General features: G+C 45.0%; 8 protein-coding genes and 1 pseudogene. 1 reads left to right on the top strand and 8 read right to left on the bottom strand.

From position 1 onward, the window contains the following. Positions 1-70: 70 nt before the first annotated feature. From ACN0YH_RS01275 to ACN0YH_RS01310, 8 genes and pseudogenes are all read right to left on the bottom strand, one after another. The gene (locus tag ACN0YH_RS01275) at positions 71-1,498 is read right to left on the bottom strand and encodes a hypothetical protein (protein WP_417377744.1); all 1,428 of its coding nucleotides are present in this window, start codon (positions 1,496-1,498) and stop codon (positions 71-73) included. A 59-nt stretch (positions 1,499-1,557) separates the two neighbouring features. Then, complete coding sequence (locus ACN0YH_RS01280; protein WP_417377745.1) at positions 1,558-2,460, bottom strand: YybH family protein; 903 nt, start codon at positions 2,458-2,460, stop codon at positions 1,558-1,560. Between the two features lie 571 nt (positions 2,461-3,031). Continuing rightward, positions 3,032-5,479, bottom strand: coding sequence for a tetratricopeptide repeat protein (locus ACN0YH_RS01285; protein ID WP_417377746.1), 2,448 nt, complete (start codon positions 5,477-5,479; stop codon positions 3,032-3,034). Between the two features lie 249 nt (positions 5,480-5,728). Next, positions 5,729-7,378 carry a glycosyltransferase gene (locus tag ACN0YH_RS01290; RefSeq protein ID WP_417377747.1) on the bottom strand — a complete coding sequence of 550 codons (1,650 nt, stop codon included), beginning with the start codon at positions 7,376-7,378 and terminating at the stop codon, positions 5,729-5,731. A 100-nt stretch (positions 7,379-7,478) separates the two neighbouring features. Further along, the gene (locus ACN0YH_RS01295) at positions 7,479-8,972 is read right to left on the bottom strand and encodes a glycosyltransferase family 39 protein (protein WP_417377748.1); all 1,494 of its coding nucleotides are present in this window, start codon (positions 8,970-8,972) and stop codon (positions 7,479-7,481) included. A gap of 1,238 nt (positions 8,973-10,210) precedes the next feature. Then, positions 10,211-11,101: pseudogene (locus tag ACN0YH_RS01300) on the bottom strand (IS3 family transposase); the annotation flags it as partial. Then, positions 11,092-11,409 (bottom strand): transposase, encoded by a 318-nt coding sequence (locus tag ACN0YH_RS01305; protein WP_417377749.1) that lies wholly within the window; start codon positions 11,407-11,409, stop codon positions 11,092-11,094. The gene ACN0YH_RS01305 and the pseudogene ACN0YH_RS01300, both read right to left, overlap by 10 nt. A 160-nt stretch (positions 11,410-11,569) precedes the next feature. After that, a complete protein-coding gene (locus ACN0YH_RS01310) occupies positions 11,570-12,892 on the bottom strand; it encodes a hypothetical protein (RefSeq protein WP_417377750.1) in 1,323 nt (440 codons plus the stop codon). A gap of 924 nt (positions 12,893-13,816) precedes the next feature. On the opposite strand from ACN0YH_RS01310, the gene ACN0YH_RS01315 reads away from it, so the two are divergent. Continuing rightward, complete coding sequence (locus ACN0YH_RS01315; protein ID WP_417377751.1) at positions 13,817-14,689, top strand: hypothetical protein; 873 nt, start codon at positions 13,817-13,819, stop codon at positions 14,687-14,689. Positions 14,690-14,725 lie beyond the last annotated feature (36 nt).

Consider the following 14,725-nt stretch of genomic DNA (forward strand, 5'->3'; position numbering starts at 1 on the left):
AAGAAAACGGATGATCTGAAACAGCTCAGATCATCCGTTATTATCATTTAATACCGTCAATTAAATGGAATCAGTTAGTTTTATTTCCCTCACCTTCCGGTTCAGGCAAACGCACGAGCATCCAGGTTTGAGTTTTTTCTGCATTGAAATGAACCAGAACATTAGTCTGATCTTTCGTCAGATTGTAGATCCCTGTTTCCATTACCAGGTCGGGATTGGAACCATCAGAGAAACGCCAGGAGGCCCGTTGATTCTCCTTCTCAACCATCCCTTCCACGGGATGAGACACCTGTGTGATATCATTATAGAAGGTACCGGCAATCACCCCATCCTTATTGACGGCCAGTTGTAATACCATATTGGTATCCTCCGCATCCGCATTGGTAATGGCATACACTCCCAGGGGCATCCATTCGGTCTGATCATCTGAAGCATCTGATGTATCTTTCGGAGCCGAGTCTGCCAAAGTCACTGCCTGCTGATAATATTCGTCAGCGGTCGCGACTGGCTGATCTCCATAATAGACCGAGTTATCCTGGTAGTAAATATTTTCACCATAATCATAATAGGAAGGGGTATTCCACCAGCCAGTGAACCAGCCTGTTAAAGCAACCGCAGTCACAGGTCTCCACCAGTATCCTGCAGGATAACGCCCCCAGCCATGCTGATAACGCCAGGCAGGGCTGTTCCAACCAGGACGATTTGACCACCACGAACGGTTAAACGCATTCACATGACGTCCGTTCCAGTTGTTTCTGACATTATTACCGACGCGGACATTGTTCTTATTGATCTGATTGATTGAGATATTATTCTTACCAGGTCCCCGATTATTTCCGATATTGATGTTATTACGATCGCCACTGCCAGGACGATTACCGGGGCGATTTCCGATTCCAGGACGGTTCCCATCGCCGGGACGATTGACGTTTCCAGGTCGATTTCCAATTTCAGGAAGTTTACCACTGCCGGGACGGTTCACAATATTGGAACCATTTCCGATCTCGGGACGATTGCCGCCTCCGGGTCGGTTACCTGAGCTGCCATTTCCTGGCAGGTTCAGAAAGTCCTGCAATTGCCCCTGGCTGGGACGATTCCCAAAATCAGGTCTGTTTCCACTCCCCGGTCGATTACCAATATCGGGACGATTACCGCCACTTGGCCTGTTTCCAATATTGGGTCGGTTATTTCCCCCAGGACGATTACTGAGGTCCGGACGATTACCACCAGAAGGTCGGTTACTAAAATTGGGACGATTTCCCCCACTGGGTCGACTGGTAGGACGAGATGCAGACGGACGTTGCTGAGGCCGACTCATCGAAGGACTGCGTCCCCCTCCACTGAAACTGCGACCTCCGCCGCCGCCGCTAAAACTACGTCCGCCACCACCACCGCCACGCGCTCCTCCGCCTCCGCGGCCGCCACGGGCATAAATATCTTCGGATATCAGAGTAAGGGATAGAATTCCCACAAGTATTGCAATGCAGGGAGTTTTCATAATGGTCTCACCTTTTAAATAACATAAAATATTGAACACGGTGACTGGTGCTGTCTTTTTTATGGCTGACGCACAACAGTAATTTCATCCACTCCAGGCAGCAGGATCCCATCGACTTCACGCCCGAGAGAACGAAACTTAAAGGTATTCTCATCTACTTTTGTCATGATATTAATGCCAGAGGCTTTTTCACCATTTGCCAGCACCTGCAGAGTGCGAATCGTCCACTGGTTCCCTTTTTGTGACCACATACCTACTCCAAAACCACCTTCTGAATCGAACAACCAGGAACGAATGGTCTGTTTATCCGGATCCCAGCCAATGATCTGTGTTCCTTCCATTTGTACGCGATCTTCAATATGCACTTTGAATGAACGGGTGATGAAATTATTATTTTTTGTCCAGCGGCAGACAGTTTCAATTGTTGAATCATCGCTGGCATCAATCCAGGTTCCAATCATCCATTCCAGTGGTTTGAGCTGTTCATAATGTGTTTGGGGAACGACGACTTCCGTTTCTTTGACACTATCCAGTTTCCATCCTGAAGGTGTTTTCACGTGGACCGCCACATATTCTGTTACATCCGGCTCCTTATCTGGTGCCAGGACCCTGGCCACCCCTTCCTCAACGGCAACACCGGGAGAAATAAACTGGATCCCAACACTATCCAACTCAATTTTTACATTGGGAGTAGTTTTGAAATACTCAGTGAAGCTTTTCGCCAGAGCATCGTGCCCTGTTAACGTTTCACCTGCTGGCGTCACAAATTCACCAGTGGAAGTCCAGTGCGCAGCGACGGCTTTGGCATCGCCTTTGTCAAATGCAGTTTTGTAAGAATCAATCGCTGCGCGAATCGCAGTCTCATCTGCAGAAGAAGCTGTCTGATCCGAATCAGAGTCTGCAGCAGAAACTGACACACCTCCCCAGAACAAACACAGCAACAGCAATGTTAAATGACGCATTTTTGTATCTCCATATTAGACAGTTTTCTATAGAACTTCGCGGGAGTTCCCCGAAACTCATGGCCGAACAATTCCAGACTGCTTCACTATTAATAACGATCCTGTCTCTCGTTCCATTCTACTCGATCTAAATCCCCCTGAAGATGCGACAGGATATCTGCACACAAGCAATCCAGATAACTCTTCATACGCTTTAACCAAAGTCGATAAGCAGACGTACCGCTCTTCCCGCGATGATGAAAATCGGGCTGTAATAAAGTCTCCGGAAATAATAGAGAGAACTCATGTATTGAGAGAAGAGTTGAAATTGACCCCGATTGTTTCAGTTTCGCATAATTGAAACCGTTTCGCCAGAATTGTATTCCTGCAAAACATGGGTTTTGTCAAAATATCATAGTTGGGATTCTATGTATCACGTCACTGGTAATTCATGTGTATTCTTGGGCAAATGACTGGTATCAGATTATTTGGCAATACTCCCCGGAACCAGTAGTCAGCCGCGTTTTCTGCCTGCAAACCCAGAGCATTGCTCAAGTATTTTACATGCAGGAGAGATCGTAACCTGATCTCTTTAAAAGTGGGGAGCAATTTTGAGCTGCTTGATTTTAGAGAGACTATCCTGGATTTCCTGATCCTCAGGAAACTGTAGTCGCAGGATCTGATAGTTCTCTTCTGCTTGGGAAAGCATGTTATAAAACAACTGATATTTAGCGAGTTGCTTTCTTATTTCCACTTGCTCTGGATCCAGATCATGGGCACGCTCCAGTAGCCTGAGTGCTTTCCCGGGAACTCCCTCTGATTCATAAATTGCTGCCAGTTTTAACAGGGATTCGCGAATTCCTGAATCCAGCTGTTGATTTTGAAATTCCTGTGACTTGCCCTGCCCTGCAAAGAAGTCATTAAAATACTGTTCCTGTTGAATCATTGTCATTAAGGTGGATGCTGTTTTGTTCGTGGTGTGATTGAGTTTCTGCAACGCATTCAGAGCCTGATCAGTATGACCATTTAATAAATGCAGACGAGCCTCTAAGACTCGCGCAGAGTCTCTATCTTGTGTCGTTGTTTCTTGAGCATCAAGAACCTTCTGCACATACTTCATTGCATGCTCATATCGCGTCAGTTTCCAGTAGTTTTCAGCGATGCGTAGGTTTTTTGCGGGGGCCTCCTCCGACTCTCCTTTATCAGGATTATTTTTCTGCTCCAACCCCTTTTGGGCATATTCATAACCTCGTTGGATATTACCGCGATGCAGTTTGGAATTGGGCATTAACGAAGCTTTCCTGAACTCATCCAATGCCGTTTCGTACTGCTTCATCCCAGCATACGCCCAGCCCAGTAAACACACGATGCGGACATCATTAATCTGTTTTTGCTGTAATTCCTGAATCAGTTCAATTGCTTCCTGATATTTTTGCTCTGCCTGCAATTGTGCAAGATACCCTATTTGACAAGAGAACTGGTCAGGGTTTTTCTCATAGGCTCGTCGGGCAATTTCCGTGGATTCCTCTTCACGCCAGTATTGATGTCGCACCGTTCCCTCATAGTTTGGCTGGACTTCAATCACCATCACCCCTTTTTCTGTATAAACGGGGGTCAGCCGGTAAATCGGATCAGAATCGAGTAAATACCATTTAAATGCTCCGACATAATTTCGATCATAGCACACCAGATACTTCGCCGAGAAAGATTGAATCATTTGATGAAGTTGTTCAGCATTTAACTTCTCCAGGTATGTTAATTGCTGAAATCGATGTGAGCTGATCGCCGTATCAGTTCGTCTGGTCAAAACCCGCGCAGAAGGATCCGAATGTTTCTGAATCCACTTTCCCGCTGCGACAAAATTACAAAAATTATGCCCTGGGAATTCGGTCTCGTAGAACGACTCTCCCATTGAACTCATTTTCTGGTTTGCTTCAACCAGTCTCAGGTCAGTTCTGACCTGTGTGATTCCCAATGCGACTGATCCGAGAATCAGACCCCCAGCCAGAACCTGTTTCCCTCGAACAGCGAGCGGCTTTGCGGTGGCTCCCAATGCATTGACTCCCGAAGGTAAGTATGCCAGAAGAACAGGAATCAGTGGCAGTGTGAATCGTAACTGTAACCACGGCCAGACTGAGAGTATGAAAAAAGTAAGTAACAGGTAATAAAAGCTGACAGCCCCCCCCCTGTTCCATTTCTTCAACATTCCATATACCGCTACGGAAATGATAATCAGACTCACCAGCATATAAATTAACTGGGATCCCGGCAGTACATAGTTGTCATTCAATACCAAACGTTCGTATTCAGGAAGTTCGCCCGGCATCCCGGGAAAGAATTTCTGACACAGCCCCTCGAAGTGAGTTAAAACTCGATTGATCATACTCACGATCATTCCCACGACCCCGACCTTTTTAAATTCATCCATTAACACAGATGAATAACTCACCGATTGATGCGCACTGTTACGCAGCATCCAGGCACCTGTCACTGCCATGGAACAGAAAACGCTGATCAGATAAGGCCAGCGTTTCCGACTGGTGATAGACCACAGCCCTATAGCCAGTACCAGACTGATTCCAATCGTTCTCAATAACGGTAGAAACATCAGCAGGCATGTCATTAGAAACAGATGTTTCTTTGATATCGTTTCGGAATCACGAGCAATCAGATACAAAACCGCCAGAGTGCCGGCAATGAATGGCACTTCGGTCATCATCAACGTGGAATACAGCAGTATATACGGATTTGTGGCAATGACGAGTGTAAGCAGCAGCTGAGGCCAATGAATTCGTTCTCCCTGCTCAAGCTCAGAATCGGAAATCGTGTTTTCTAAGCGACACATCAGACCATAAAACAAAAACAACATGAAGACTGCTGTCACCAGGACCGTTATTTTCGCCATAATGACATCGTAAGGCGCAATGAGAGCTGCAGGAATGAGCAGAAGTGACATCCCCGGAGGACGTAAAGTAAAGTATGGCTCTCCCGGCGAATAAACTTGCCGATATTCAAAATCATTAATCAGCCCTCGAGCCATGATAACGTAGTCTGCGCTATCGGGATTATACATTAAGAGTTCACTCAGCCGTGCACTGCAAAGAACAGTAAATGCGATTGCAATTACAATCATCAGCTTTTGCGAACGAATCAGTTTTAGAAAACTCTCCCACTTCATACTTCAACCATTACTGACAGGGGTTAGATTTGGAAATACTGCTTTGAGATCATTCAGATCTTCATATTCAGAGTTTAATATTCGAAATACTCGTTTGAACTTACAGGAGATCTATCGTTTTTCGGTCTCTGCTATTTCAACGGATTCACCATGTTCCTCTAGTGACAGATCATGGATTCGAATCGCATTTCGCAGGACATCCTTAACACCTGGGCGAGGGCGACATTCTACCAGAAATTGAAAAGCAAAAAGTGAAGGCCAGATTCTTGCAGACAAATTGGCTAACCAGCCCAGGCATCTCCCCGTCCTGCCCGCCATTACAGCCGCAAACGGTACTCCCACTCCGCGAACGCGATCAACTTCATAGCCACAATCTCTTAACATCTGCAGCAAAGACTTTCGAGTGAAAAGTCTCTTATGCGTAATGTCAAGAATTCCTCTTTCTGCATAATTGAATCGCCCGAGCAATAAATTGATTCGTACAGCAGCAAAAGCGATATTCGGAGTTGATATGATAAAGGCTGGCAAAGACGGCTCCTTTTCGTTGTTTTCTGACTGCTCTGCATTAGACCCGGATTCAAACTGATTCAGATTCAGCGCTGACTCTAACTTAGAAACTTCGTAAGCAGCAGCATCAGACAAACGATCATGGGCTTGATTTCGAATCCTCAGCAGAAACGCTTCCGGATCTGCTAAATGCTCAATCACGTCCATCAGCAGCACGGTATCATATTTTGAAATCGACACGGGTAGTTCGTCATGTTCCAGATTCGCAATATGGAATTCTGACATCGAACCAGAAAGGGGAACCGCACAATCAATTCCCGTCACATGCATTCCAGCCTGCTCACAGCGAGCAGCTATATGACCTGGACCACAACCTATGTCCAGAACCCGTTTTGTCTGCCGTTCGTCCAATAACTGCAATGCCAGCGCATGTGAGGAATAGAGAGCATGAGTCTTATCGCGATACCGGTCTGTTGAGAGATTCCTCAATTTTAGCGAGCACAACATGCCAAGCTGGTGCATTTTATATTGCAATGTGGCGGTAAAAACATTCCAGGCATACTTGAAACCGGATACACGGCAGACTTCGTCACCATAGTATGTTGGGATATTGATTTCCTTAACACTCGCATTCACATGGGCCGCCTGTAGCAGTATCTCTGTATCAAAATGAAAATCATTTGTATTGATCTCGAAAGGAACGCTGTCCAGAAATTTTGTCGCATAAGCTCGATAGCCGGTATGATATTCACTTAACTCCCAACCAGTCATGCGGTTTTGAAAAGTTGTTAAAATCCGGTTGCCAAGAATCTTGTAGTAGGGCATACCACCTTCGCGAGCGCTTTGAGCTGAATGCATGCGCGACCCTAGAATGACGTCCGGTTCACTTTCGCTCCAGACCCGGGCAAATTCTGATAATAATTCCGGAGAGTACTGACCGTCCCCATGCAACAGAATCAAACAACTGTAACCGTCATCAACGGCAACACGCATACCGGTTTTCTGATTCCCGCCATACCCCTGATTCACTCGATTTTTCAAAATGGTCACGTTGTAGATTTCATGTGCTTCCAGCCATTCTTTCAATACAACCGGCCCATTATCCGAAGACGCATCATCACTTACCAGAAAATGAAAATCAGATCGATTAAACAATTCATAAGGAATTCGCTCAAATAAATCGTACAAATGCTGTTCCGCTTCATACGCAACAACATAGACCAGGAATCTATGGGTAGTTTGAACTTGTGGCATGGACTTGATATTAAACCTGTAACAAAAACATGAAAGATAATGAGATCCGGAAAGCTCTCATGTACTTCGAACTGAACCAATCAACTCACAAAGGACTTTTTCAAGGTTCCTGAAACTGAACTTGCAAAATCTGATTATCGAGAAAGCTGGCTTGTTGGATTATTTTTCCTGGTGGAAATCGTTTGAATACATTGGAGGGATGACTATCGCTTGTTTCAAATCCCAGATAAACCAGCCATAGCGGCTTTGTAGATTTAGAACCGAAGACCTCTGTAAAGGTCGCCCAGTCTGTTTCGATGTTGTATAAGTAAAAATGAAATTTAGGGATTGTGATCACTCGATACCCTTCCATTTTATATTCCGTATAACCATTTCCCAGCGGTTTCCCGTGCACAATAGAACGGCCGACCAGATAGTATTCAAGGACATTCCTGGTACTGTCATCAGTGAGAATCGTCTCACCAGCAGGGATTGTCTTTTTTAATACAGAAACCATCTGCTGTGCCATTTGGGGCGTTTGAGTGGTTTTGAGTTTCCACACATTCGGATAGGCGAACGAATCGATCCATAAAACGATAAGCACTACCGCAATACCGTTTTTGATCAAACTGGGACGTTTAAGTAACGGCCATGTACCTGCAGCCAACGCTAATACAACAAATGGTGTTAGCCAGATTGAATGGCGTGTATGTCCGACCGGATAGATGTGAAAATGAAACAGTAGCATTGCCACCATTAAGGGCAGGAGAACCAGCATTACCCTCTCGATGGCAATCCATATTGAATTACTATCCTGCTTCCCTTTCTTGAACAGCATCAGAATGCCTGTCACTATCAGGCCGAGTATGAAAATTCTTAAGGGACCTGACAGGTATTGAATAAATTCCCCAACCCGCATTATCGCCAGGTAAACGGGACTTGTTGTAGTCGGGTCATAAGCACTGTCATTCAACCAGAATTCCCACATGTTCGTCTGGGTTTCACTTTTCACAAATTGGCGAACGTGACCCAAGTAAAATATAAGACAGACTCCGAGTAATACGAATTGTGAAATCACCCAGCCAACGATCATCCTCTTCGTGAAAGTCCCTGAGACGATACGTATGAGTGCCAGCAATCCCAGCACCAGAATCAGCCAGGCGGCGCTATAGTGAGTCAGCATTGCCAGTATCAGGCAACAGCAACTTCCCGCTAGTGTGCGCAATGAACGCGTTTGATAAAATCGCTCCTGCAAATACAAAGCAGCGAAAACAAAAGTGAGCAGTAACATATAACCGCGCATCAGCGCTCCCAGGTGGATCACAGGCATCGAAAAGGTGAGAAAGGTAAGTCCTACCAGTGCCGGTCGCTCACCCAAGATTTCCCTGAACCACAAAAAGCTGAGAACCAAAGCAGGTATGCTGAACAGCAGCGAAGGCAGTCTGAGTATCACTTCTGAATCGCCCAAAGCGATCCAGTAATGATAGAACAGAAACACCAGTGGAGGGTGAGTATGAATTCGACTGGCAAGCCACGCATCATAAAATGATGCTTCCCGTGCAACCTGAAAATGCATCGACTCGTCAAAATCAAGGAAGAATGCATTCAACAGCATATACCTAAAGACGAGACCTGTTAGGATTATTCCAGCAACCAAGAACCAGACAGTCAGTGAAGATTTCACTTCTATTTCCCGGGAAGTCGACTGGAGCTTCTCAACAGGATGGTTCGCATGGAGAGCGGTCATATTTTCATCTACAGCGCTACCCATTTTCTTACGTGACCTTCTTACAAATACTTGATTCGACTTTTGCAGGTACTGGATTCTTAATACCCAGTCAGGCTTTGATGCTGTTCCGATCTGGAATTCACGATACCTTATTACCAGCCCTCGAACCCCATACCAGTTCTGCCTGGCATTTCTTAGTCACATCTGCTGACTACAGAGCAGTTTTGAAATCTTTTCGTCTCTTTTTCGATACCCTGACTTATTACTGAACATCCTACATATGAATGCTTTTATTCTGTAATTGTCACATCAGATTTCTGTGTGATCTCTCGAAACACAGAGGCATTCTTTGTATCTCATAGATTCTGGCATAGCCCGACACTTTATGTAAAGCATTTATTATACCCAGTATCAACTTTAAGGGCAGGTTCAGCTATTTATTTCCTCAGCCGCAAAATCCCGCAAAGATTTTTCTGTCCCTCGTTAAATAAACTGAACAGCGTCTTTTGGGATGTCTATTTTTCAATACACCTTCGTACACCTCATTGATGGATTGTTGATTTGAGAGACAATTTAAGCCTTGCATATGCTCCAATGAAAACGTCAGCAGGGAGCTGGTTACCAGAATCTGAGAGGCATGTGTTAATTACATCCGAATGAACTTAATTTCATATCTCCAGAGATCAATCAGCTAGCAAAACTTCGCAGCACAGGCCTAATTCAAACGGTCTCCATCAGTCTGAAAATGTCCCCTTTGATCTGCTTCAACAGTCATTTTTTTGCCAGTTAAGCCTTGTCGACGTTAAAGAGCTTGGATGCGTTTGAACTGCGCCCAGTTTACCTCTAGAGCGCATCACATTTATCCATAGCGTCTCTCAAACTATTAGACTCGGTCCAAATGGCCCTGGATCCGAGTCTAATAGTACGAAAGACACGTTGCAGAATACGGTGCGTTTTAGAATTGGCTTTGAGTGTGAGAACCACTTGACAGGGAAAACCATTTTCTGGACCGCACAGGGATACCAGTTTTTTTGAGAGCAGAAGATGTGATACACTGGAATGGGAAATGCAGCGAAACAGGACCTATGCGATGGCCCAAGACTGGCGGACTCCCGAAAAGTGAATTATGCGGCCAGTTGTTGAGCGTATATTCTCTCGAACTGGTCGGGACATTGATAGTTTAATGTTTGATGTAAACGTTTTGAATTGTAGAACGTCTCAATGTAGCGGAACACGCTCAGGCGTGCTTCTGTGAGATCGGCATACTTCTCATGTTTGGTCCACTCGTGTTTGAGTGACCAGAAAAATCGTTCCATCACGGCGTTATCGTAACAGCATCCGGTTCGGCTCATGGAGCATGTGATGCCGAGCGTCCTCAACGTTGTTTGATAGAGGTCGCTGGTGTACTGGCAGCCCCGATCGCTATGGTGCAGCAACCGATGAGTCTCGGGCCGCCGGGATTCGATGGCGTTTTTCAGAGCGGTTTTGACCAGAGGTGTAGCGAGCCTGTCCGCTATGGACCAACCGACAACTTTGCGGCTGAACAGATCCAGGACGACAGCAAGATAAACCCAGCCATTTTGAGTTGGCAGGTACGTGATGTCGGTGACCCACTTTCGATTGGGAGCATCCGCAGAAAAGTCCTGATCCAAGAGATTAGCCGCGGGACGTTTATCCGGATCGACGACAGTCGTGGTAGGTTTAAAATTTTTGGAGACCCTGCTTTTCAAGCCGATTTCACGCATCGCCGAGGCGACCGTGTTGCGGCAAGCTGTTTCCAAATTGTCATCCGCCTGCATGACTTCAGCGATTTTATAACTGCCATAAATCTCGTTTGATTGCTCGTGAATTTCTTGCACCGTCTTTCGAATGCGTTCACTACGCTGAGCCCGCGGACTGGGTACGGCCTTCAGCCATTTGTAAAAACCGCTTTTCGATACGCCGAGAATACGACACATGGCAATCACCGGAAACAAGTCGCGTTGCTGTTTGATCCAGGCGTACTTCACTGCGACTCTTTCGCAAAGAACGCCGTTGCTTTTTTTAGCACTTCTCTTTCCATTTCGGCTTCGCGAAGCTTCTTCCGCAGCCGACTGTTCTCTTCCTGAAGCTGTTGAAACGTGGCGTCTTCACCGCACGCCTGGGGTTCAGGAGCATACTTCTCGTACCACCCTCGCAGGCTGCTGGCACTCACGCCAACGGCTTGTGCAGCACGGTTGAATGAATAACCTTCAACGGCAACAAGATTGACCGCATCCCGCTTGAATTCTTCCGTAAACGATCGCCGATGCTGTTTCCCAGTCACTTTGGACTCCTTGCTCATAAATTCCTCCTAAGAAGATTCTGAAGTATTCTTCAGGAGTCCGCCAGTCTTGGGCCATCGCACTATGTACGAGCAATTTCCATGTCCTCTTCTGCATTGCTGATACGATCCTCGAGTTGGAATGCAGTCCCGATTTAAGTCGATTTAACAATCTCGATACTTACTCTTCCTTCCCGGTGGACGCTGTTGTTGCACTCCTGTTTGTTACGTCTTCAGCAAGTGTCACAGGATAAACTTGAAAATAGCCCCCCTCGTAAACACTGTTAAATTCAAGATCAACTCCATAATGCTGTTTAAAATATATTTTTAAAACAGGAATCATCTTAGGATGAAACAGCAGATAAAGACGGTCTGTTTCGTATAAATCAGTATAAGGTGACTTAATACCATATCCTTTGATTTTCTCATTAAACAGGGGAGAGCCCTGTCGCCCGGTCAGATATAAATACTTTAAATTCCGAATCTCTGACTGATTATCCAGAGGAAGAAAATGTTCGATAGGAAATGTATATACTGACAGAAACACTTTATCAGGCCATTTCTGCTGTAAGTACTGAATATCCTGCTTTAATCGTGCATTATATTTTACATTTTGATCTGAGCGTTGAACTTCTCCCCGGCATAATACACATGCTGCCAGCAGGAGCATCAGAGCCCCCAACCGAAAAACCAGGTTCTTGTTAAATTCTTTTAAATCAATCTGTGATATTAGAAGGGGAAGATTTAAAAACATCGAAAAATAAAAAGACAGCGCCCCCAAAGGAATCACGATTCGTTCGGGTAATTTCATGGAGCTGATCAACCCTAACATGATCAGGGCAGACCACATGAGCATCCACTTGACGATGGTTCGCTGCCAGAGTGCCCTCGGGTTCAGCCAGGCTAGAAACAGTGCTGAAAGAGAACAAACAACAAAAATGGGATGAGAAAAAGCAGCCTTAAACATATTCACTCGGTACGTCATGACTTGAGGAATCTTTCTCAAACTCAAAGCATCCGTTTGTTTTTTAAATTCCTGCATTCGCGAAAGACTATACGTTTCTGAATCAAGATAAATCCAGTTGCGGAGCATCCAGTAATCAAATGAACTCCAGCCAACTTGAGCGAAGAGAGGCTTCGTCTGATCTGTAACAGGAATCTGTGCAAAGTTGATTAGTTTCGCAGCGACATCATGACGTTGGAGAAAGTGATTCCAATCTTCATCCTGCTGATAATAATGACGATCATAGAAATGGCAGCCCAATACACTAATGACAGTTAACGCTGCCGGTAACAGGTACCATCTAAAATTGATTGATCGAAATAAGTGAAAAAGAATACACACCAATAGTGGAACACTGGCAAGGATCAGTAATTGCAAAGAGGCATACCGAATTAAGCTGGATGCGATCAGGCACAAGGCTCCTCCCCACTTGAGCCAGCGATGATGCGGTCCCTGCGCGTCTAAAATCAAGCTGGACAGGATCATCGAAAGACCAGCCATACCTATCAGAAATGCAGTTGTTGTGAACTGAAGATGTGTCAGGCAATAAACTCCAACAGTCAGATAAAACAGAATATAACCCAGAACAGAAAAAAAAGTTCTGTTTAACGACAGTAATGCATAAAGCAAAATCCAGTGAGCCAGAAACTGAATCACAAGCAGATAACAGCCATACCAGGGAATAAGAGGAGCTGCTTCGTACAATTGCTTCAGAACGTGACCAATGAGCACATTCGTGTACAATAAATGCTCATCGGGTCCCCCCGCATTTCCATAGCCGGAGGCAACCAGCGCCATTGATGGATCATCATTTGTGTCATACACAGGCGTAAGGATCAGAAAGGAGAACCCAAACAGACCAATGATAACTCCCAGTGCCCAAACCCCCGGGGACTTGCAACACCAGTTCACAAACCTGGATCTTTCTAAATGAAAAACTCTTGAAGACATTATTGCTCAACTGTCTAAACATGTTTTTTGCTTCAATACACAGCGATTTCATAGAGTAAAGCAAAATATGTACCTTCGGCAGGAAAATCATTCGCAGCTTCGGACGATTCAATTCCTGGCGTCAGGAGTTTTAAATAGCATCTTTGTGCGTTTTGTTTCGAATAAAATACATTTTGTAAAGAACTTCGAACAGAATTATGGCTTCATCATTCCCTGCCAATCACAACTTATAAGTGACCGGGCAGATGATCCACGACGATCCCGGACACCGGTATAGAATTTGCCTGAAACCAGCTGAGAACTGAGAATGTTTCAGTTGATTTCACGTGTTCTGAACTAAACTGACTGCTTCAGCTCAGTTCCTTCTCAGTAAAATCCATTAATGTGTCCGATTCAGATCCTGTCACATACCTCACGAATCCACATCAGTTTGAAGATGCGATGACTTCATGCCTGGGAAAATCTTTTTGGATAATGCTCACTTTAGTAGCATTTATGCTGATTCTATTTCAACCTGCTAAAATCTATCCTGGAGATGCAATCAGTGTTCGATACTCAACAGGACAGTTGATTAACGAAGGCAGTCTGGATGTCCCAAAAACAGTTGCTCAAGATTTTGGGGAACGCGGGCAGTATTTTTTTGAAAACAATTTTTCAGGACGATGGTATCCCAAATATGGGATTCTGAATACTGCCCTCTATTTACCCCCTTTATTAGTGGAGCGTTTTCTGGAGGGGCAACTCATCAAATTACAGACAGTAACTCCCAGACAGTTACAGAAAAGAATCTTTTATCTGAATCTGTACAACATACTTTGCTCTCTGATTATTGCGGCTTACTTATATTTTATTGCCCTGAACTTTAATCAGTCAGCAAAAGTCGCTGCAGTCTATGCCCTTGCCTGCCTGTTTGGAACATTTGTCTGGAATTATCTCCGGGCACAGACTTTTGAGATTTTCCAGCTTTGCTTCTTCCTGGGAATATATTTCAGTCTAATCAGATTCAAACATTGGAAACAGAAAGGTAATCTCAAATACTCACGTATGCATTTCTGGTTGATCCTGATTTTCTGTGGTCTGCTGGTACTGGAAAAACTGGTTTTTATCCTGCTTGTCCCCATGACGTTACTCTGGATTCTCTGGGCGGAAATACTTTCTCAACCAGATCCGCAGCTAAGCTTTCGCTTTCGTTTTTTTCCTACTTTCAAACAGTATCTGATTGTATTTTACTTTTTTTCTGATATGCCTGCTCATACTGGTCTGCTGGGCGAACTGGTATCGATTTGGTTCTCCTTTAACCACGGGCTACGCCCAGTGGGAGCCGGAAAAACACTTCTTATCAGGTAATCCGCTTAAAGGATTATATGGTTATCTTTTTGACAG

Origin of the sequence: Gimesia sp., assembly GCF_048262075.1 — a bacterium.
In the GTDB taxonomy this organism is placed as follows: domain Bacteria; phylum Planctomycetota; class Planctomycetia; order Planctomycetales; family Planctomycetaceae; genus Gimesia.